This window comes from Lonsdalea britannica, assembly GCF_002111595.1.
GTDB classification, from domain to species: Bacteria; Pseudomonadota; Gammaproteobacteria; order Enterobacterales; family Enterobacteriaceae; genus Lonsdalea; species Lonsdalea britannica.
Genome location: NZ_LUTN01000009.1, coordinates 47,733 through 68,184, shown reverse-complemented (window position 1 = coordinate 68,184; position 20,452 = coordinate 47,733). Strand labels below are relative to the sequence as shown.

Below are 20,452 nucleotides of genomic sequence, written 5' to 3'. Positions count from 1 at the left end.
GATGTTGAGTAGGCATGACCCTTTCCCCCGCAATTAAACAGCAGATAGGCCAGTGGTATAAGGCCTTGCAGGAACAGATCCCCGACTTCGTTTCACGACCGCCCCAGCGGCAGATGATCGCCGAGGTCGCGCGCACGCTGGCGGGCGATTATCCACGTCATTTGGCGATAGAAGCGCCGACTGGCGTCGGCAAAACGTTGTCATATCTGATCCCCGGCATCGCGGTGGGAAGAGCGGAAACCAAGACGCTGGTCGTCAGTACCGCCAACGTGGCGCTACAGGACCAGATATTCAGCAAAGACCTGCCGCTGCTGCGTAAATTTATTCCCGACCTGACCTTTACCGCCGCTTTCGGCCGAGGGCGCTACGTCTGTCCACGTAACCTGTCTGTGCTGGCGACCGACGCCGACGCGCAGGGCGATCTGTTGCTCTTTCTGGACGAGAAACAGGCGCCCTCCAGCCGGGAAGAGCAAGAGACCTGTGCGCAGTTGGAGAAAGATCTGCACACCGGGAAGTGGGACGGCCTGCGGGACCATCATCAGAAAACGCTCAGCGATGGGCTGTGGCGTCGGCTGAGTACCGACAAAGCCAACTGTCTGGGGCGCAACTGCCACTATTATCGTGATTGTCCTTTCTTTCTGGCGCGACGGGAGATTGAGGATGCGGATGTGGTGGTCACCAACCATGCGCTGGTGATGGCGGCGATGGAAAGCGACTCGGTTCTGCCGAGCGCCAAGAACCTGCTGTTGGTGCTTGATGAAGGCCATCATATTCCAGACGTCGCTCGCGACGCGCTGGAGATGTCGGGCGAGGTGACGATTGGCGCGGTGCAGCATCAGATGGATCAGTTCATCCAGCAGATGGGCGTTTGTCTGGCGCAGTTCTCCCCCAAATCGCCGCCGCGGCTGAGCCAACCGGACCGGCTGGCCGAACACTGCGCCGAAATTCGAGAGCTGATTCAGTCCTTTGAACGCATGAGCACGCTGTTTCTACCGGCTTCGTCACCTGCGGCGGATTACCGTTTCCCGATGGGGAAGTTGCCCGATGAGATGCGCGAGCTTTGCTCCCGCCTGTTCAAGCTGACCGACAGTCTGCGGGGACTGACGGAGTATATGCTCAACGATCTGGCGGAAAAAACCGGCAAGCATGACGTCGTGCGACTACATCAGACGATGCTGCGCATGAGTCGGCTGCTGGGGTACTTCGAATCTCAAAGCAAACTGTGGCGGCTCGCGGCGCTGGAACAGGCCTCGCAGGCGCCGGTTTCCAAGTGGCTGGTGCGAGAAGTCCGCGACGGTCAGCTTCATCTCTATCTGCACTGCGCGGGTATCCGCGTCTCGGATCAGCTTGACCGTCTGCTGTGGCGTAACTTGTCTCATGTGGTGATCACCTCCGCCACGCTGCGCTCGCTGAACAGTTTTTCGCGGCTTAAAGAGTTAACGGGGCTGGGCGAGGACGATGGCGATACTTTCATCGCGCTGGACTCCCCCTTCAATCATCGCGATCAGGGCAAGCTGGTGATCCCCAAGATGAGCTATGAGCCGTTGATGGCGCAGGAAGAGGATCACCTTGCCGAAATGGCGCGTTTCTTCCGCGCCGAGCTGAAACGCGATGCGCATAAAGGCATGCTGATGCTGTTCGCCAGCCAGCGCGCGATGCAGCAGTTTCTGACGCAGGTGACCGATCTGCGATTGATGCTGTTAGTGCAGGGCGACAAACCGCGTTATCGGCTGGTGGAACTCCACCGTCAGCGGGTTGAGCAAGGGCAAACCAGCGTGCTGATCGGACTGCAGTCTTTCTCAGAAGGGCTGGATTTGAAAGGCGAACTGCTCTCGCAGGTACACATCCACAAAATTGCGTTCCCGCCGATCGACAGCCCGGTGATCTTGACCGAAGGCGAATGGCTGAAAAGCCTGAAGCGGCACCCGTTCGTGGTACAGAGTCTGCCGAGCGCATCGTTCAGCCTGATCCAGCAGGTGGGTCGCCTGATTCGAAGCCATACCTGCTTCGGCGAAATCATCATCTACGATCGTCGCCTGTTGACCAAGGGCTATGGCGCCCAGCTGCTGGCCGCGCTGCCGGTCTTCCCCATCGAACAACGGGATATGCCCGCGCCCTGATTTTCCCTGTCAGCGCCGCTCGGACAGCCGCCGCGTATTCGCTCTGCGACGCGCGGCAAACGCTGCTCAACGCGATAAAACATGCTATTTTCACTGCAAACGATTCGTGTTAACGCTTGGAAACGTCATGGATTACACCAAAATTATTAAAGAGGTCGGGCGGGGAAAAAATCATGCCCGCGATTTGGATCAGGAGACGGCGCGCGCGCTCTATGAGGCGATGCTGAACGATGCCGTTCCGGAGCTTGAATTGGGCGGATTGCTGATCGCCTTTCGCATCAAAGGCGAGGCGGAAGCGGAAATGCGCGGTTTCTATCAGGCGATGGCGGCTCAGACGTTATCGCTGACGCCGCCGGTCGACCGTCCGCTGCCGGTGGTGATCCCCACCTATAACGGCGCGCGCCGACAGGCCAATTTGACTCCGCTGCTGGCGCTATTGCTGCACAAAATGGGGTTGCCGGTCGTGGTGCAGGGCGTGAGAACCGATCCGACGCGCGTGACCACGTGCTCCATCCTGCAAGAGCTGGGCGTGGCTCCGGCGGAGTCTCAAGACGAAGCGCAACGGCAGCTGGATCGCGGCGAGCTGGTGTTCCTGCCTATCGACGTACTGTGTCCGCCGATGGAGCGGCAGCTGAACATGCGCTGGCGGATGGGCGTGCGTAACAGCGCGCATACGCTGGCGAAAGTCGCCACGCCGTTTGGGCCCTCGGCCGCGCTGCGGCTGGCCAGCGTGTCGCATCCTGAATATATCGCGCGCCTCGGGACGTTTTTTGAAGATATCGACGGGCGTGCGTTGCTGATGCCGGGCACCGAGGGCGAAGTTTATGCCAATCCCCGCCGCTTTCCTGAAACCTATTTCATTCATCGCCAGCAGCAGCAACCGCTGCAGGCGCGGCAGGATATGCTTATCGAACGGTCGGCGTTGCCCGCGACCTCCGACGCGTCGCGACGGCGCAGTGGACGACCGCTTGTTTGACCGGAGAACAGCCGGTGCCGCAGGCCATCATCATGCAGCTGGCGTGTTGCCTGGTCGGCTGCGGCGAAGCTGAGTCGCTGACGTTGGCCGTGGACGAAGTGGTTCGTCGGTTGGCGGCGTAGTCGTCGGTCGTGGATGGTTCGGGCCTACGCGCTCGTGCCGTCGCCGTGTTCTATGCTTGAAAAAAACATCTTAAAGATTGGCCGTTTAATCACTGTGATTGGATGAGGTTGGCGCGGTAGCGGAAAGTGACTGCGGCGCCTGAGTCTGCATTGACGTAAAGGAGCAGCCATGCAGCAGATAGTGAAATATTTCAACGCGCTGAATCGCGATTATCTCGCCGTCCATCAGGCGAAAGAAGATCTGTTTTGGCAGCTGTATATGGGCATTGGCGACGACGATGTGGCGGCGCGCTTCTCTGCCGCAGAAAGCGCCTATAAGCGATTCATCGCCCAGCCGCAGAAACTGGCGGAGCTGCGTGAGCAGATCTCGGCGCTGGAAGCGTTACCGGAATCAGCGCAGCAGCAGGCGTTGCTGCACGGCCTGCAAGGCTGGTATCGCTTCTTCGACTGCAACGTGATTGAAGATCCGGAAGCACAGTCGCTGATGGAGGCGCTGATTGCGGCGGAAAGCGATTTGTACGCGCATCGTCAGACCTATCAACCCACACACCTGAATGCTGACGGCGAACGCGTTCCTGCGTCGTTGGGCGAGCTGCTGACCAATCAGGCGACGAACGATAACGAAAGCTATCGCCGTAGCTCGCAGGAGGCGCTGCGCGACCTGGAGCAGTGGCTGCTGAATAACGGCTTCCCTGAACTGGTGCGGCTGCGCAACCGCTTCGCCCGACAGATGGGCTATCGCAACTACTTCGATTACAAGGTGAACAAAACCGAGCGCATGACGCCGGAGCAGCTGTTCGCCATTCTTGACCGCTTCGAAGCCGAGACGCGCGAGGCTAATCAGCGCAGTCTCGAACAGCTGGCGACGGAAAAGGGCGCGGAAGCGCTGTCGCCGTGGAATATTCGCTACGCCAGCGCGGGCGACGTGACGCGCCAGCTCGATCCCTATTTTCCCTTCGCCGCGTCACTGGAGCGCTGGGTCGATAGCTTTAAAAGATTGCACATCGGTTTTAACGGCGCGGAGCTGAACCTCGATCTGCTGGTGCGGAAAGGGAAATATGAGAACGGCTTCATGCACCAGCCCGTGCCGCCGTTTGTGAATCAGGGTCAGTGGGTCCCGGCGCGTATCAACTTCACCAGTCTGGCAAAACCGGATCAGGTTGGCAGCGGAGCGCACGGCATCAATACGCTGTTCCACGAAGGCGGGCACGCCGCGCACTTCGCCAATATTCGTCAAAATGCGCCTTGTTTCGCACAGGAGTATCCGCCGACGTCCATGGCCTACGCGGAAACCCAATCCATGTTCTGCGACAGCCTGCTACAGGACGCCGACTGGCTGAAACGTTATGCCCGCAGCCGCAACGGCGAGACGATCCCCGACGCGCTGATTCAGGAAGATATCCGCACGCGTCAGCCGATGCGCGCCTTCAACGAGCGTCACATTCTGCTGGTGCCGTACTTCGAATGGCAGCTTTATCAGTGGGATGATGCGCAGCTGACGCCGGAGGCCATCACCCGGCTGGCGCGCGAAACCGAACAGCGCATCATTGGCATTGAAGGCAGTCCGCGTCCGACGATGGCGATCCCGCATCTGCTGTCGATGGAATCTGCCTGCTCGTATCAGGGCTATTTGCTGGCGCTGATGGCCGTCGAGCAGACGCGAGCCTTTTTCCTGAATCGCGATGGCTACCTGACGGATAACCCCGCGATCGGACCGGATCTGGCCCGCCACTACTGGCAGCCGGGTAACAGCGTCAGCCACGATGAGACATTGCGCAGCCTGACGGGCGAGGGCTTCAACCCCGATTATCTGGCTCAGGCCTGCACCATGACGGTGGAACAGGCGTGGCAGGAAGCGCAGGCAATGATGACATCGGCGGCGGCGCGCCCGCAGCCCGCGGCTGATTTTGACCTGCAGGCGCATATCCGCGTCGTGGACGGTGAACGGGTACTGGCGGATAATCGTCAGGGCGATGCGGCGATGTGTCAGGCGTTTGCCGCTGAGATCGAGCACGAGTACCCGGTCACGAAATAACCCCCAGCCCACTTCATCCTCACGCAATCCTGTACGGCAGCAATAGCTGCCGTAACAACCCGTCTCCCGTTCGGTGAGGCGGTCCTTTCCCGATGTTCTTAGAGCATTTACCCCATGTTGTAGGGCGTCGTTTCGTATGATGCCTGAATGTCAGCGCTGTCACGGAACGGTCACAATGACGATCTAGGCTGTCTGGCATGTGAATTTTCTGCGTTGTGTTTTGCCCGTGTAGGGAATGAACCGACCGTCCTTCTCTCTGAAATTCAAGGAAATATCATGCGTTACTCTTCTCTCTTCGTTGCCGTCGCCTGCGCCTTGACCATTCCTCACGCTCCCGCCGCCTTGCCCGAACCTACGCTGCACGTGGCGATGACGGAGGTGCAATCCACCACGGAGGCCAACGCCAGCCCGGAATACGTCGCTCTGGAAAAGAGCGCACAGCAACATTTACAGGACATGCTGCGCGGCCACGCGCAGACGCTGACCCGAGCGCAGTTGGATAGCGCACAGCAGGCATCGCCTCAGGCTGATACGGCATGGCTGAAAGCGGCAGGCTACGACTTCCAGAAGGAAGCGCGTGAACAAGACAGCATCACATTGCTGTCGGCGTTTAACTCGCTGACGCCGACATTGCTGCGTCAAAACCGCGCCACGGTGGAGCGTATCAATCAGGATGCGTCGGACGCACTGCGTCAGAAGGCACTGGTCGATGCGGAGAACATTCGCTATTTCTACGCGTTGGCGGAAGCGCTGGGACCCCGTTTGGGTAATGCCTTCATCGACGTTTATCAGCGTGGTGAGATGGGCAAAGCTGCTGCTTTGATCAAAGCCAGCGCCGTGAGCACGTCGCCCGCGAAGCAGTTCTATCACTATCCGCGTCCGTTTAAACAGCCGGGGAACGCGATTCATTTGGTCCCGGATACGGCGGTCGTCAATGATTCCGTGCCTTATACCGCGTCAGGCGACGCGTTCCCAAGCGGTCACACCAACAGCGGCTACAACGATGCGCTTCTGCTGGCGGAAATGTTGCCTGAACGGTTCGTTCCGCTGATTGACCGCGCGGCGACTTACGGTTACTCACGTGTCGTGCTGGGCGTGCATTACCCGCTGGATGTGATGGGCGGACGAATGACGGCGGAGCATCAGATCGCCACGCTGATGAACGATCCTGAATTCAAGAAGCTGTTCACCGAAGCCAAAACCCAGATGCGTACCGCGCTGGAGCAGGCCTGTGGCATGAGTTTGGCGCAGTGCGCCCGGCCGCAGGGTAAAGACGATCCCTACACTCATCCCGTTATGCGTCAGTTCTATCGCTTTACGATGAGCTATGGTCTGCCCGCGACGAAAGTGGCCGCACGGCCGGTCAGCGTGCCAAAAGGCGCAGAAGTGTTGCTGGAGGGTCCCTTGCCGGAGTTAAGCGCGGAGCAGCGTCGTGCGCTGATGGTGAAAACGGCGGAAGCTAATGGCTATCCGCTGTCGGGAAGCCGCGAGGGCAACTTCTGGCAGCGCCTGAACCTGCACGATGCCGTGCTGGCCAGCAAACAGTAATGACTCACGGACTTGTCGCATCGGCTATGTAGGAAATGAGTGAGGTAAGACAAACAGAACGTATCCTTGCGGATACGTTCTGTTTTTTTGGGCAGATTACGCCACGTGCTGTAGGAACTCGCGCAGACGTTCGCTAGGCGGATGGCTGATCAACGCATCCGGTTCTCCGTCTTCCGCAATACGGCCTTTATCGATGAAGATGAGGCGCGACGCGACTTTCTGAGCAAAGCCGACTTCGTGAGTGACGATGACCATTGTCATCCCTTCTTCCGCCAGATCTTTCATCACGGTCAGGACCTCGTGACGCAGCTCCGGGTCGAGCGCCGAGGTGGGCTCATCAAACAGCATCATCTTCGGTTTCACCGCCAGCGCGCGGGCAATCGCTACGCGCTGCTGCTGTCCACCGGAAAGCTCGGAAGGGTAGTGGTGCGCCCGTTCGGACAGCCCCACTTTTTTCAGCAGCGCCATCGCCTGCTTCTCCGCCTCTTCCTTTTTGATACCGCGAACGCGAATTGGGCCGAAAGCCACGTTTTCCAGCGCCGTCATCTGCGGGAACAGATAGAACTGCTGAAAGACCATACCGGCTTCCTGACGGATCAGACGTTCGTCCACGTTGGGATCGTTCACCTTTAACCCGTCGACCACCAGTTCTCCGCTGGTAATCTCTTCGAGTTTGTTGATGCAGCGCAGCAGGGTGGATTTCCCTGAGCCGGACGGGCCAATAATCACCACGACTTCGCCTGATTGATTTTCAGGTCGATATCATGGAGAACCTGTGTTTGCCCATAGTGTTTAGAAACGTTTTTAAATTCAATCATATAATTTTAAGTCTTCTTTCCAGACGGCGCAGAAGGAAGCTCAGCACCAGCGTGATAACCAGATAAATCACGGCGACCGCGCTCCAGATTTCCAGTGCGCGGAAGTTCCCGGCGATGATCTCCATCCCCTGACGGGTGAGTTCAGCGACGCCGATGACGATAAACAGCGACGTATCTTTGATGCTGATAATCCATTGGTTGCCCAACGGCGGCAGCATCCGACGCAGCGCCAGCGGCGCAACGACATAACGCAATGTGTCACGGCGAGACAGGCCCAGCGCCATACCGGCTTCCGAGAAGCCCTTATTAATAGACAAAACCGAACCACGCGTGATCTCGGCGATATACGCCCCCGAGTTGATCATGATGGTGACGACGGCGGCGGCAAATGGGTCGATGCGAACCGAGGTCAAGATCATCGGCAACGCGAAGTAGATGAACATGACCTGTACGACAATCGGTGTGCCGCGAATGATTTCGATAAACACCAGCGCGATACGGCTAGATATCCAGTTGCCGTAGACGCGAACGAACCCCGCGAATACGCCGATAATGACGCCTCCCAGCAGGCCCAGAACCGAAATCAACAGGGTCATTTTGGCCCCTTCCAGAAGAAGGGGCAGGGAAGGCCAAATGGCACTCCAATCAAACTGCATGAACTTTCTCCACAAACGAACGGCGATTATTTCGGTTCAGTACCGAACCATTTTAGATAGATAGCTGCATAGGTGCCGTTTTCACGCAGGGTTTTCAGCGCACCGTTCACACGTTCGCGCAAATCGCTGTTTTTCGGGAAAGCGATGCCGTACTGCTGGGCTTTGATGGAGTCGCCGACGGCTTTGAACTGGCCGTGGCCGGCGGTTTTGATGAAATATAGAATATTAGGCGTGTCGTGCAGTACCGCGTCGGCACGATTCGTGGCCAGCTCCATGTAGGCGTTGTCGATGTTCGGGAACTGACGCAGGCTTTTGGTTTTGATATTGGCTTTCGCATAGTCCACGGAACCGGTGCCGCCTTTGACCGCGACAATTTTGTCGGTCAGGTCTTGCTCGCCTTTGATCTGCTGATTATCGGCTTTAACCATGACCAGCAAACCGCTGTTGTAATAGCCGTCGGAGAAATCAATCGCCTGTTTGCGTGCGTCGGTAATGGTGATACCGGCTAACGCCAGGTCGATGTTGCGGGTCTGCAACGCAGGAATGATGCCGCTGAAATCCATCGGCTTCAGGGTGTAGTTGAGATTCAACTGTTTGGCGATGGCGTCCCACAGATCGATATCGAAGCCAACGTACTTATCGCCTTGCTTGAATTCAAAAGGAACAAACGCGGTATCGGTTGCTACGATCAGCGGTTTATCCGCTGCATGACTGCTAAAGCTACAGGCGAGCACAAGTGCGGCAACGGAAGCTTTAAGAAATGATTTCATGAGTTGTTTCCTATAAATACAGCTTTATTTCACTGTTTTTGAGGAGTGAGGCTGTTGCCGCGAGCGGTAATCACACAGCGCCGACAGCCGGTTTTGGAGCGGTACAGCCTGTGTTGTTGAACATAGGCTTTTTATGTGCACACTGCACCGATATCATTAACTTAATTGACTTGGAGTGACAACTATTGATTAGCGTGAGGGGCTAAATATTGGGGGTTTGAGGTTTTTTTTTGTACATCCTGGCGGGAAAAGCTTCAGGAAAAGAAATGTCAGCAGGGGAAGGCGTGGTGAACGCCAAAAACAGGCAGACCGCCCATAGGGGCGGTCTGATGCAGCATCAACAATGCCAAAAATTATTCGATATTGGATTCGATGAACCACAGGAATTTGTCCAGGTCACGAGAAGCGGCGGTCAGAATGTCTGCCGTATCTTCATCTTCAGTCTGAACAATACCTTTACGGGTTTCGTTAGCCACGATACCGTAACGTTCTGCCAGAGCTTTCAGGTGATCCTGCACGTTGTGAATATCGGTCGGGTAGCTTTTCAGCGAAGTATTCGCGTTGATAGCCTGTGTGGTGCCCAGCGCTACGCCGCCCAGCTGTACGACACGTTCTGCGATGGTGTCCAGATGGTCGACAACGGTTGTGCGGAACGTATCCAGCATTTCATGAACACCGATGAAGTTAGCGCCACGCATGTTCCAGTGAGCCTGTTTGGTGATCAGAGACAGGTCGGTGAAGTCGACAACCAGCTGGTTCAGCAGCTTGATGGTGGAAACTTTAATTTCGTCATCCTGATCGTTAAGCGTGTAACGTAGTCTGAAGAGGTGGGTTTTACCAGTTTAGCTGTACGCATAAGTGTTGCCCTCTTAATTTCATTAATCATTAGTATTGATGTTCAACGGGGATAATTATAGCAGCTCCGCTGGCTCCGTTTGTAAAAATTTGCCTATTGAACAGATAGACACTAACGTTAAAGTTTAATGACATCAAAATGTTATCGAAAATCACACGCATTCTCGTCGTCCGTATTTATCTAAAGCCCCTGTTTTTTATCAGCTATTTTATTTGCGATTTATCCTCCTCGCGTTGAAATAAAACCGTAAAGAAGATCGTAGGTTTTTCATCCCTTCATTCACGACGACAGCCAGTCGAGCGACTCTTTTCTGAAGTGTGTTTTTTGACGATTGCAGCTGACATGGTGGTGTCTCCAGTGGGCTAGCATTAAAAAACAGAAATACGCAGACTGGCCATATGGAAGAACAAACAAATAAGCCTCGGACACGGCGATAGTCCGAGTAGTAGGCATGAGAAAGATAATCCGGATAGAATAATTTTGTTGAAAAAGCGTTCGCAATGTAACAGACCGTTTTTGCGTGATTGTCGGGAAAGAACCATTGTGATAGTGGTAATGTCAGTGACGTGCTACCGCTTTTTAACCGCATGCTTAGAGGGTGAAGTAGAAAGGGCGACAGGAATTAATCACTCCGGACTAGGTTTATTTTTACTTCGGTACGGGTAGCACAAATTAAAAATCTCGCCAGCTTTGTGACTTATTTTTCTGCCATTTAATTTAGAAAAGTTGTTTTTCCCACTCGGGAAAACACTTTCGGAAAGTGATTGTACGAATAGTGAGCGCAAATAACTCAAAAAAAGAATAAAATCATTAATAGATAAATTATTTGCTAATCATTTACCATTACTGACTTTAATTTACGTATCTTTTGTGTAATGCAGTATTTTTTAGTGATGATAGTGCGAATAGGAATTTTCTGTTTTTTTGATTATCTTAAGTTTATGTTTTTATGACATGCTTTTATCCGTTAACTCAATGAATTTGAAGGGGTTGATGGGTTTAAGAAAATCCTTGTTACATGTTTAACCTAATTGAAAAGTATTTGAGGCTCAGCAACAACGTGGATTTGTTGTTATATTTATAGCGCTTTAATATTCTTTCATAAGAGTGATTCGAGGCTGTATATGAAAAAAATTGCGTGTCTTTCAGCTTTGGCTTGTGTTTTAGCCGTAAGTGCCGGTTCTGCGATGGCTGGCGAGAGTACTGTATCTGCAGGTTATGCCCAGGGTGATGCTCAAGGCGTTATGAACAAGCTGCCGGGTTTCAACCTGAAGTATCGTTATGAATTCGACAACTCCCCGGTGGGCGTAATCGGTTCATTCACCTACTTGCAAGACAGCAACACCGTTAATAATGTCTACCAGAAAGGGACTTATTACGGATTCAGCGTGGGTCCTGCTTTCCGCTTCAATGACTGGGCAAGCATCTATGGTGTTGTCGGTATGAGCAGCGCGAAGTACACCCACAATGCTGATAATGGTACTGCTAACGCCAAAAATGATGATGTTGGCGTGGTATACGGTGCTGGTCTGCAGTTCAACCCGGTTCAGAACGTTGCGCTGGACTTAGGTTACGAACAAAGCCGTATCCGCAGTGTGGATGTTGGCAGCTGGAACGTTGGCGTAGGCTACCGCTTCTAATCGTATCGAGACCTTGCCCCTTATAGGGGGTTAACTGTGTCTGTAAAATCCGCTCTTCGGAGCGGATTTTTTTATGTCTCATCACCATAGACCGTTAATCTTGTCGTCTCTTATAGTTATAGACCCCGGTATCTGCGCTTCGTTCCGTTATGTTGATGTAATCGTTTCATCTCACTTAGTCTGGGCGGGTGATATCGCCATGTCGTGTACATATCTTGCTGTCTGAACTCTCGCCTATACTTAAACTCAGACCTGTTTTTTTCTGGAGAGTTTCATGCCGTCGTCTCAATCTGTGACTCCGCAAATAGCGCAACAACTGCTGAAGATGGGGGCGGTACTGGTCGATATCCGCCTGGTTGATGAGTATGAGCGTGAACATATCCCTCACTCGGTGTCTTGCCCGATGGTATCGCTTAATGCGGATAAACTGCACGAGATCCTGTCAGGCGCGAATAGCGTGATTTTTTTGTGTCTATCAGGGATGCGATCTACTCAGCACCGCGCGCAATTGACTGAGGCGGCGGGAGCGGCTCAGGCCTATCTGCTAACCGGCGGATTACAGGCATGGAAACGTGCCGGTCTGCCCATTGTGAAAGGGAAGCGACCGGCGATGGATATCATGCGACAGGTTCAAATTGTCGCGGGGAGCACGGTATTGGTGGGGGTGATCTTAGGCCAGATACTGAATCCGGTCTTTTATTGGGTCGCCGGATTGGTCGGGGCCGGGCTGATATTTTCTGGACTAACTGGCTTTTGTGGTTTGGCTCGTTTTCTTATGCGCATGCCGTGGAACCGCGAACGCTAGGCATGACATACAGAACGATGACCGGAGCCTACTCTTCAAGTAAAGAACAGAGGCGACGGTGATGCCATTGTTTTTGTGTATTTCACGTGAAGTTATATTTGAAGTAACGTATTGGAATACAGAGAAAAAGAGAATAAAAATGGCGATCCTTTTAAAAGCCGTACTAGGCGCACTGGTTGTTGTGCTGATCGGACTGTTAGCGAAAACACGTAATTATTACATCGCCGGACTGGTGCCGCTTTTCCCGACGTTCGCTCTTATCGCTCACTATATTGTAGGTTCCGAGCGTGGATTGGAGGCGCTGCGTTCTACTATTCTGTTCGGTATCTGGTCCGTTATCCCTTACCTGATTTATCTGATTTCGCTCTACTATTTCACCGATACAATGAAGTTGGCGCAGGCGCTAGCGGCGGCCGTCGTGTGTTGGTGTGTTTCTGCGGCGGTGTTGATCAAGATTTGGAGCTGGTACCACGGGTTGTGATCCTCTGTCAGCCCGTTTAAACGGGCAGGGCATTGCATCACCATTCCCAGGGGAACCATTCAGAGGTCATCAGATACATGATGACCTCTGCAATAACGACGATAGTCAGCAAGAGAATCAATTTTTTCCTCCACAGCCAGTCGCTTAATGACATGAATCTTCACCTCTCGTTCTCATCACGATGCACTTCACTTCGCACCACACTCTGTTAGGTATAGCGTATCAGAGGATGTGCTTGGTGTAGGTCGATAATTGATGGTTTCTCCTTATCTATGCGCTATGCGCTATGCGCTCATTGCCGATTAATTGAGAAGAGAAATCGTGTGCAGATTAAAAATAAAACAGTCTCGAAAAAGATTATTTTTCCGGAATGAAATATGCCCGTTAGTATTTATTTGAAAATAACACTTGCTTAACTTTTTGGTCCATGCGTTAATGCACACATCGGTTTGGCATACAGACCTTATGTAAAGCATTTTAGTAAAGCAGTTCTCAGTTCAAGCGTTATCCTATCTAGATACCTCTTTTCCGTGAGTCTCCTCCTAAGCGCCTATAAATAATTTCTGCTAACAGACCACGTTCGTCGCTTTAATGCGACCTGGAAAATAAAGGAAGTATCTATGTCTGATAAAATGACTGGTTTAGTAAAATGGTTCAACGCTGATAAAGGCTTTGGTTTCATCACTCCGAGCAATGGTAGCAAAGATGTGTTCGTTCACTTCTCTGCCATTCAGGGCGATAACTTCAAAACGTTGTATGAAGGCCAGAAAGTTGAATTCTCCGTTGAAAACGGTGCAAAAGGTCCTTCAGCTACCAACGTTGTTGCTGAATAATCTTTTTTAAAAGTTGATGTTGTTTACGATAGCGATGAAGGGAATGCCCGGAGCAGTTAAACAACATTAACTGAAATAGTGAATAGCGTATAAATATCATTAAAAATATTCTTAGCGTTATTGACTAATTTCAAAAAAAACGCCTCACATCGTAATTGATGCGGGGCGTTTTTTATTTCTGATTCGGTAAGAAAATGGTTCATCAATTCTCGACTTAAATAACGGCAATTTATCCCCACACGATCGCCGCCCACCGGAATAGTAAAAGCACGACGACAATCAGTATTAGTGTCAGAACCATCTTCCCGTGTTTCTTGGCAAGTAATCGAGACATACGTTCTCCTGATTTTTGATGGTGAATGGAGTCTGAATTCGAGTCCTTTTCAATAATTCTCCGTTCATTTTAGTCACAATCTCAATGCTAAAGAGCGGATGGCAAAATATATTTCATGCCACTTTCTCGGTAGTACGATGTACCCACCGACACAAAAAACCGGAATGCGCTGTTCACCCGAAAGAAATCTGTTAACCGATCGCTACCTGTTATCGCGCCGGACCTACTTGGACAAGGCGATTCCGATAAACCGCAAGCTGGCTGCGATATCGAATCTCTGGCGGGGAAGGCGCAAGCTTTTATGCAAAAGCTAGCTATCGATCGCTATTACCTTGCCGCTCACAATGTGGGAGCCTGGGTGGCGTGGCCTTATGCGATATGCTATCGCGATCAGGCCATCAAACTGGCGTTGTTTGATGCAGATATTCCGGGCATTACTTTACCTGATGCATTCCCTGTAACGCCGGATAAAGCATGGAAAACCTCGTATTTTGCTTTTCATTTATTACCGGATTTGCGGGAAGCGTTAATCAACGACCGCGAAGCCCTTCGTCTGGAATGGTTCCTGCGGCGTAAAACAGCCAGTCCTATTGCTTTCAGCGACGAAAATATACTCGAGTATGTGCGGTTGTTACGGCAAAATGGCGCGCTACGGGCCGGACTGGCTCTGTATCGCGAAGTCACGAGGTCGGCTGAGCAGAATAGGGCACTGGCGCTTTATTTCCGTTAAGGCTGTCGGTTCAACGTTGATGCCTGTTGCATCGGCTGAGAACAAAGGTAATTCACTTGTGGCGCAAGGAAAGAGATTATTAGGGCTTAATTGCGGGGGGGATGGGTTTTGTATGAGTCGGGATGCACACTCCTGCGGTGTGAAAAGCCCGGAAGACCTTTCACACCATAGCATTGGTTACCACATCAAATCATCGGGCACTTTGAAATCAGCGTACGGATCTTCTTCGTCCTGCTCTTCCTGACTGAGCGCGGTGTTTAATACGATGCTGCTTGCATCCCGTTGAGCGATTTTATCGGCAACACTGGCGGGGATGATGGCATATTCGCTTTCGCTACTCGTGTCTTTTACCAAACGAGCAATGGCGAGGCGACCGCTAATCAGCTGAGATTGCGTCAGCTTATCCACTACTATTTTCTTGATTAAACTACCATCTGTGAAGTTGAAGCCAATATCGCCTCTCGAAATAGTGATTCGGTTCATTTCAATCAGCTGCTTGACCTGAGCCTTGTATTCTTTAGATAGCGCCGCCTGTTTCTGCTGTTCACTCAGCTGCTTGTCACGTTCAAGTTGGGCTTTTTTATTTTCTTCCACCGCCGCTCTGGCTTCACGAGCCTGAACCCGTGATTTTTTAGCCGTTCTTTGAACTTTGGCCATTTTTTTGCTGGTCACTAATCCCGCTTTCAGCATCTGTTCTTGTAAGGTGAGTTTGGTCATTTTCTTTTCTAAATTCGTTAAATAATGTTGGGATTATACCTGTAAATTTAGGGGCTGTATCAGGTTGCAGGCCATACATTACTTTGAGGCGTGGGTTCGAAAGGGGCGGAGATCACGAGACATCCTCCATAGAAATGTGCGCGGGAGCGCTGTATAAGCGCAGAAAGCCGTTCTGGCACCAGCTTTGAACGTTAGGCTGAGGTTAAGCAAGGAGAGGCACGCTAAAAGCATTCATCGGGCTGCGATACGACAGCAGACTCCGTTGTCACTTTAGGTATTCCCCATGCCGAAACCCAGTCTACGGATTACGCGAGATTCGGCATGGATTATTTCAGACCTTGAGCAATTTCACCGTGGCATCCACGTCAATCTCATCTTCCGTGAAGATTAACGTTGAGCCTGAAAAGTAGTGATCGCGAGTTTTCTCAGCGTACGCATTTCTCCGGGCTGTGCGGCTGATTTCGGCCTGATACATCCCATCAGCGCTCCCACAGAGAGCACGGTGTTTTCTTTATCGATGCGGGTGTCGGCAGGCACTTCTTCGCTGTAAACCAGGAAAGACTTGATCGAGGTGAGCTTCACGCGCTCGCCGGCGATATAAATATATTTACTTTCCGGGATAACCTTCACCGCATAGGCCGACAACCCTTTGTTATTCGTTGTAGGCTCGAAAGTGACAGCCGCATCTTTTTTGATCAGGTCAGGGTTGGCGACTTTGATGACATGAAAATAACGGTTATCCCCGTTCTCATCTTGGATAAATCCAAAGCCTTTATCTTTAAACCAGGTCGTTATTGTTCCATTCATCGCCATTACCGCCTACTTAATCGTTTATCTACTCTATTTTTACAGCGCGCAGTGTAAAGCACAATGCCGGCGCAGACTATGCCTTTGGCGTCAGTGTCGATGATAATTTTGAGCTAGGCCAAGAGGGGGAGATTTTCAGCAGTAGGGTGAACGGCGATGAATCGATTTCGCTTTCACCTTGTTGGCAGGGAGGCGATGCCTCAAAACGTGCTGAGCTATGCGTTTTCAATGCAGAAGCTAAGTCACCGATACGTGAAATTAGCGATGTAAACATAGAAGTCGCTAATTTAATAAATTGCGGGTTGTTCAACGACATATGAATGTATCTTTTTTTCACTTCCTCTATATCCACTGAAAGCGGTTTTTTGAACATCCGTTTGCATGAATATTAAGGATATAAGTCATAGACTGATTTAATCGTGTTGCGGCCTCACTTTTATCGGTTCTTTTCTATCTAAAAAACGGTTTACTGGAGATGACAACAAGCTTCGTTTTTACAGCGTGTCTTGCCATGATACTCATCACCTCGCAAAGCTGGCACGAAGTCAATCAGGATGAGGCGTGAACATCTTGAAGAGGCACTTTGGGGTTGGCGGCAAAGCCAGAAGAATTCCGTTAGCTAACGCTCGCAGGCGCGGTGCAAAATCAACCGCTGAGGGGTAAAACCGTCGGTGAATTTTACCATCATTTTACCATAGTTTTACCATAGGCAAATTTCAGGCGAAAAAAAACCAACCGTAAGAGGTTGGTTTTTTTAGGGATTTTTGGTCGGCACGAGAGGATTCGAACCTCCGACCCCCGACACCCCATGACGGTGCGCTACCAAGCTGCGCTACGTGCCGACGTTGTGGAGGCACATATTACCGTTTCCAGATCTGAATGCAATAGCTGAACGTCACGACTGCTTTAGATTTAGGCAGTTAGTTGGCTATGAATCGCCTTTCGTCCGTTAACACCTGCAACAGCAGACCCAATTCCGGTTTCTCTGAGGTCAGCTCGCGACCTTCCTGATCGAAGGTTCGGTAGCTGCCGTGCGTACCCAGCAAAATAATGTGTTCCGGCGTCGTAATAGACAGCAAATCGTCGCTGCCGTTAGTCAGCCAGGCGTTGCGTCTTTCTGCCGTAAACAGGTCTTCGCCTTGAGAGAAATCTTTCGCTGGGGTCTGTACGTGCAGCAAACGCTGCATCAGAGTTGTCATGACGTCCTTATGGTCCGTCATCTTGCTGATGGTCTGCGCTGGCGTACCCGGCCAGTGAACCACCAATGGCACCTGATAAAGCGAACGCGCCATTGGCATCGGCATATTATCCATCAGGTTAGCGGGCGTGCTCTGAGCGGCAGTTACGACGACGACGGTGTTATCCAGCTGGTTCTTGTCGCGTAAGCCATCGAGCATCCGCGCAATCTGTCGATCCAGCGTCGCGTTATCCTGACGATAGCGGCGCTGCTGCTCGGACGTCGATTGATTCGTGTTGACGTTATGATTCAATTCAACGTAAGAGAACCAACGGGCGCCTGACGGGTGTCCGTCCAGCCATTTCAGCCATTGAGTCGCGATCGCGTCAGTGCTTTGCGGAGCGGCTTCCGGCAACGAGAAGTCAGAGAGCAGAGCCTGTCGATAAAGCGGACTGCCGAAACCCGACGATGAGAACAGACTGAACTGGTAACCCTGCTGCCCAAGCGCACCGATCAGCGCCGATGGCTTGCTGCTGGCCAGAATGCCGTCCATATACGTACTGGAGATGCCATAAAAGAGGTTGAGCAGTCCTGCATTGGGTTCGCTGCCCGCGCTAAGATGATGGCTAAAGCGGACGTTTTCTTCCGCGAAACGCGCCAGATTAGGCATTGCCTGCGGCGTGTTCTCCGGCAAGCTGTCGACCACCACCAACAGCAGATTGTAGCCGCTGCCCGCGTCGCGGAAGGTGATGTCGTTCAGCGGATACTCGACGGACAACGCTTCGGGATTCCCCTGCTGCGTAAGTCGACGCTGGTATTCCTGCGCGTCAAGCAAGCCATGCTTCTCCAGAAAACGGCGAGCCGTCATCGGGTAAGACAGCGGCAGGTTAGAACGCTGCATGGTGATCGCCCGGTAGAAATTGGCATCGGCCCAAATGTACATCAGATGGGAGGCGCAGAAGGCGGCGATGAAGACCCCGGCAAGGGGCTTCCCAAAACTGCGCCGGTTCAGACTGCGCAGCTTCTGCCAGCTCCAGGTGCCGAACAGCATTTCGACCATGAAAATGATGGGCACGCTGATAAATAACAGCTGCCAGTCACGGGCCGTTTCGCTCTGGTCCGGGTTGGTGACCAGCTCCCATACCGTGAGATTGAGATGCAGATGGAAGCGGGTAAATACGGCGGAGTCTACGATAAGCAACGTCAATCCCGCTGTCGCCACCACCGCGGAAATCACGCGCAGCAAGCGCTGCGACATCACGAAAAACGTGAGCGGGAAGAGAATCAGCAGGTATATCGCAAACCCGATAAAGCTAAAATGGCCCAGCCAGCTCACCAGCGCATAAATGCGCCCAGTCAGCGAGGCAGGCCAGTCGGCAACAAACAGATAGCGGCTACCCAGTCCCAGACTGAGGAGAATATTGAAAAGAGCAAACCAGTGTCCCCAACTAATCATCTGGGAGACTTTTTCGCGGTAGCGCGGGCGGTTGGTTACCATAAAGAGATCGGCATCAGTGTGTGTTGTCAGCTTTTACCGAAGACTGCAGCGCTTCGGCAAAGGAACGCGCCAGCAGTTGGCGTTGGGCCGGAGCGACGCTGGTATTCAGCAGGTTTGTGACCATGTTTCCCAGCACCATCAAAGCAAGATCGGTCGGTGCGCGATGTTTTTCCAGAATATTGACCAAATCTGACAGCAGTTGTTCAACTTGTTCGTCACTATAACGGGATGATTGTGGCATAAAATGGTGATTCTCAGACGGTTAAAGTCGAACATATTACCGTATAGAGGCACCGTTTTCCGCACTTTTATTGCTTTAGACAATGTCAGTGGCGGGACGATGCGACCACGGCGGATAAGGTTGCAGCAACTACGCTGAGGTGCTTGAATACGCACCTTGCTAAGAGGAGAGTCTAACATGAGTCTGGATATCGACCAGATTGCCCTGCATCAGTTAATCAAGCGCGATGAGCAAACGTTGGATTTAGTGCTCCGCGATTCGTTGCTGACCCCCAACGACGCCGTAAATGAAATGATGGCCGAATTGCACCGGGTATACAGCGCGAAAAACAAAGCTTACGGTGTGTTTAACGAGCAAAGCGAGCTGGCGGATGCGCTGCGGGCCTGTCGCAAAGGCGATGAGGACTTCCTGGCATTTACCCGCGCGGCGACGGGCCGTTTGCGCGACGAACTGGCGAAGTATCCGTTTGCGGACGGCGGCATCGTGCTGTTTTGCCAGTACCGTTATCTGGCGGTGGAGTATCTGCTGGTAACTGTCCTGAACAGCTGCAGCAGCCTGCGCGTCAACGAGCAGCTGGACATCAGCAACACCCACTATTTGGACATCAACCACGCCGACATCGTGGCCCGCATCGATTTGACGGAATGGGATACCAACCCCGAATCCACACGCTATCTGACGTTTCTTAAAGGCAGGGTGGGACGTAAAGTCTCCGACTTCTTTATGGATTTCCTGGGCGCGGCGGAAGGGCTGGACACCAAGGCGCAGAACCGCGGTTTGCTGAAAGCGGTCGATGAGTACTGTGCTGAAGCGGCGCTGGATAAGAACGAGCGTCAGGAATACCGTCAGCAGGTTTACAGCTACTGCAACGAACAGCTCCAGGCTGGAGAAGAGATCGAACTGTCTTCCCTGTCGCAGGAACTGCCGCCTCTGGGCGACAAAACGTTGGAAGCCTTCACGACGGAACAGGGCTACGAGTTGGCGGAGAGCTTCCCGGCGGATCGCAGTACGCTGCGTCAGTTGACCAAGTTCGCCGGTAGCGGCGGCGGTCTGAGCCTCAATTTCGACGCGATGCTTTTGGGCGAACGCATCTTCTGGGATGCGGCGACCGATACGCTGACCATCAAAGGTACGCCACCCAACCTGCGTGACCAGCTGCAGCGACGACTGAGCGGCGGCGGCGATCGCTAACGTAACCGAATGACGGCGGGGCGTGTTCCGCTTTCGCCGTTGAGACTTATCGCCTTTCCTGAAAGCGCCGTTCCCCTTGGGTTCAGCGACAGGCGCG

14 protein-coding genes, 1 tRNA gene and 5 pseudogenes are annotated in these 20,452 nt (G+C 52.6%); 10 read left to right on the top strand and 10 right to left on the bottom strand.

The features are described 5' to 3' along the window. Positions 1–14 precede the first annotated feature (14 nt). The 4 genes and pseudogenes from dinG to AU509_RS09300 all read left to right on the top strand — a co-directional run bounded on the left by dinG (position 15) and on the right by AU509_RS09300 (position 6,801). The gene (dinG, locus tag AU509_RS09315) at positions 15–2,120 is read left to right on the top strand and encodes an ATP-dependent DNA helicase DinG (RefSeq protein WP_094118194.1); all 2,106 of its coding nucleotides are present in this window, start codon (positions 15–17) and stop codon (positions 2,118–2,120) included. A 127-nt stretch (positions 2,121–2,247) separates the two neighbouring features. Then, a pseudogene (gene ybiB / locus AU509_RS09310) lies at positions 2,248–3,218 on the top strand (DNA-binding protein YbiB). A gap of 169 nt (positions 3,219–3,387) precedes the next feature. Continuing rightward, a complete protein-coding gene (locus AU509_RS09305) occupies positions 3,388–5,253 on the top strand; it encodes a M3 family metallopeptidase (protein ID WP_094118193.1) in 1,866 nt (621 codons plus the stop codon). 276 nt (positions 5,254–5,529) lie between these two features. Next, positions 5,530–6,801: an acid phosphatase gene (locus AU509_RS09300; RefSeq protein ID WP_094118192.1), complete on the top strand. Its 1,272-nt coding sequence runs from the start codon at positions 5,530–5,532 to the stop codon at positions 6,799–6,801. 96 nt (positions 6,802–6,897) lie between these two features. On the opposite strand, the pseudogene glnQ reads toward AU509_RS09300, so the two are convergent. From glnQ to dps, 4 genes and pseudogenes are all read right to left on the bottom strand, one after another. Then, positions 6,898–7,619, bottom strand: a pseudogene (glnQ, locus tag AU509_RS09295) (glutamine ABC transporter ATP-binding protein GlnQ). Then, positions 7,616–8,275, bottom strand: coding sequence for a glutamine ABC transporter permease GlnP (gene glnP, locus AU509_RS09290; RefSeq protein WP_094118190.1), 660 nt, complete (start codon positions 8,273–8,275; stop codon positions 7,616–7,618). Before glnP ends, glnQ begins: the two are co-directional and overlap by 4 nt. A gap of 26 nt (positions 8,276–8,301) precedes the next feature. Then, positions 8,302–9,045 (bottom strand): glutamine ABC transporter substrate-binding protein GlnH, encoded by a 744-nt coding sequence (gene glnH, locus AU509_RS09285; protein ID WP_085651447.1) that lies wholly within the window; start codon positions 9,043–9,045, stop codon positions 8,302–8,304. A 353-nt stretch (positions 9,046–9,398) separates the two neighbouring features. Continuing rightward, positions 9,399–9,901, bottom strand: a pseudogene (dps, locus tag AU509_RS09280) (DNA starvation/stationary phase protection protein Dps). A gap of 1,124 nt (positions 9,902–11,025) precedes the next feature. On the opposite strand from dps, the gene ompX reads away from it, so the two are divergent. The 4 genes from ompX to cspE all read left to right on the top strand — a co-directional run bounded on the left by ompX (position 11,026) and on the right by cspE (position 13,660). Then, on the top strand, positions 11,026–11,541 hold the full coding sequence (ompX, locus tag AU509_RS09275; RefSeq protein WP_094118189.1) for an outer membrane protein OmpX: 516 nt from the start codon (positions 11,026–11,028) through the stop codon (positions 11,539–11,541). A 274-nt stretch (positions 11,542–11,815) separates the two neighbouring features. Beyond that, positions 11,816–12,346 (top strand): rhodanese family protein, encoded by a 531-nt coding sequence (locus AU509_RS09270; RefSeq protein WP_085651444.1) that lies wholly within the window; start codon positions 11,816–11,818, stop codon positions 12,344–12,346. A 139-nt stretch (positions 12,347–12,485) separates the two neighbouring features. Continuing rightward, the gene (locus AU509_RS09265) at positions 12,486–12,827 is read left to right on the top strand and encodes a GlpM family protein (protein WP_094118188.1); all 342 of its coding nucleotides are present in this window, start codon (positions 12,486–12,488) and stop codon (positions 12,825–12,827) included. Between the two features lie 620 nt (positions 12,828–13,447). Beyond that, entirely contained in the window at positions 13,448–13,660 is a 213-nt protein-coding gene (gene cspE / locus AU509_RS09260; protein WP_085651442.1) for a transcription antiterminator/RNA stability regulator CspE, read from the top strand. Between the two features lie 229 nt (positions 13,661–13,889). On the opposite strand, the gene yniD is transcribed toward cspE, so the two are convergent. Then, positions 13,890–13,994, bottom strand: a complete 105-nt coding sequence (gene yniD, locus AU509_RS18885) for a small membrane protein YniD (RefSeq protein ID WP_099045361.1) — start codon at positions 13,992–13,994, stop codon at positions 13,890–13,892. 188 nt (positions 13,995–14,182) lie between these two features. Between yniD and AU509_RS09255 the strand changes: the two are divergent. Continuing rightward, positions 14,183–14,706: pseudogene (locus AU509_RS09255) on the top strand (alpha/beta fold hydrolase); the annotation flags it as partial. A 195-nt stretch (positions 14,707–14,901) separates the two neighbouring features. On the opposite strand, the gene AU509_RS09250 reads toward AU509_RS09255, so the two are convergent. The 5 genes and pseudogenes from AU509_RS09250 to AU509_RS09230 all read right to left on the bottom strand — a co-directional run bounded on the left by AU509_RS09250 (position 14,902) and on the right by AU509_RS09230 (position 19,164). Continuing rightward, positions 14,902–15,441, bottom strand: a complete 540-nt coding sequence (locus AU509_RS09250) for a DUF2058 domain-containing protein (RefSeq protein WP_094118187.1) — start codon at positions 15,439–15,441, stop codon at positions 14,902–14,904. Between the two features lie 331 nt (positions 15,442–15,772). Continuing rightward, positions 15,773–16,254: pseudogene (locus AU509_RS09245) on the bottom strand (cold-shock protein). Between the two features lie 759 nt (positions 16,255–17,013). Continuing rightward, positions 17,014–17,090, bottom strand: a tRNA-Pro gene (locus AU509_RS09240). A gap of 78 nt (positions 17,091–17,168) precedes the next feature. Next, positions 17,169–18,923 carry an LPS biosynthesis-modulating metalloenzyme YejM gene (yejM, locus tag AU509_RS09235; protein ID WP_085652902.1) on the bottom strand — a complete coding sequence of 585 codons (1,755 nt, stop codon included), beginning with the start codon at positions 18,921–18,923 and terminating at the stop codon, positions 17,169–17,171. Between the two features lie 13 nt (positions 18,924–18,936). After that, entirely contained in the window at positions 18,937–19,164 is a 228-nt protein-coding gene (locus tag AU509_RS09230) for a YejL family protein (protein ID WP_085652903.1), read from the bottom strand. A gap of 177 nt (positions 19,165–19,341) precedes the next feature. Between AU509_RS09230 and yejK the strand changes: the two genes are divergently transcribed. After that, positions 19,342–20,355 carry a nucleoid-associated protein YejK gene (yejK, locus tag AU509_RS09225; protein WP_094118186.1) on the top strand — a complete coding sequence of 338 codons (1,014 nt, stop codon included), beginning with the start codon at positions 19,342–19,344 and terminating at the stop codon, positions 20,353–20,355. Positions 20,356–20,452: the final 97 nt, after the last annotated feature.

Excerpts from the sequence above, each read along its gene's own strand:
- ompX (WP_094118189.1), top strand. The coding sequence starts at position 11,026 with ATGAAAAAAATTGCGTGTCTTTCAGCTTTGGCTTGTGTTTTAGCCGTA.
- AU509_RS09305 (WP_094118193.1), top strand. The coding sequence starts at position 3,388 with ATGCAGCAGATAGTGAAATATTTCAACGCGCTGAATCGCGATTATCTC.
- AU509_RS09300 (WP_094118192.1), top strand. The coding sequence starts at position 5,530 with ATGCGTTACTCTTCTCTCTTCGTTGCCGTCGCCTGCGCCTTGACCATT.
- cspE (WP_085651442.1), top strand. The coding sequence starts at position 13,448 with ATGTCTGATAAAATGACTGGTTTAGTAAAATGGTTCAACGCTGATAAA.
- AU509_RS09250 (WP_094118187.1), bottom strand. The coding sequence starts at position 15,441 with ATGACCAAACTCACCTTACAAGAACAGATGCTGAAAGCGGGATTAGTG.
- dinG (WP_094118194.1), top strand. The coding sequence starts at position 15 with ATGACCCTTTCCCCCGCAATTAAACAGCAGATAGGCCAGTGGTATAAG.
- AU509_RS09230 (WP_085652903.1), bottom strand. The coding sequence starts at position 19,164 with ATGCCACAATCATCCCGTTATAGTGACGAACAAGTTGAACAACTGCTG.
- AU509_RS09270 (WP_085651444.1), top strand. The coding sequence starts at position 11,816 with ATGCCGTCGTCTCAATCTGTGACTCCGCAAATAGCGCAACAACTGCTG.
- glnH (WP_085651447.1), bottom strand. The coding sequence starts at position 9,045 with ATGAAATCATTTCTTAAAGCTTCCGTTGCCGCACTTGTGCTCGCCTGT.
- AU509_RS09265 (WP_094118188.1), top strand. The coding sequence starts at position 12,486 with ATGGCGATCCTTTTAAAAGCCGTACTAGGCGCACTGGTTGTTGTGCTG.
- glnP (WP_094118190.1), bottom strand. The coding sequence starts at position 8,275 with ATGCAGTTTGATTGGAGTGCCATTTGGCCTTCCCTGCCCCTTCTTCTG.
- yejK (WP_094118186.1), top strand. The coding sequence starts at position 19,342 with ATGAGTCTGGATATCGACCAGATTGCCCTGCATCAGTTAATCAAGCGC.
- yniD (WP_099045361.1), bottom strand. The coding sequence starts at position 13,994 with ATGTCTCGATTACTTGCCAAGAAACACGGGAAGATGGTTCTGACACTA.
- yejM (WP_085652902.1), bottom strand. The coding sequence starts at position 18,923 with ATGGTAACCAACCGCCCGCGCTACCGCGAAAAAGTCTCCCAGATGATT.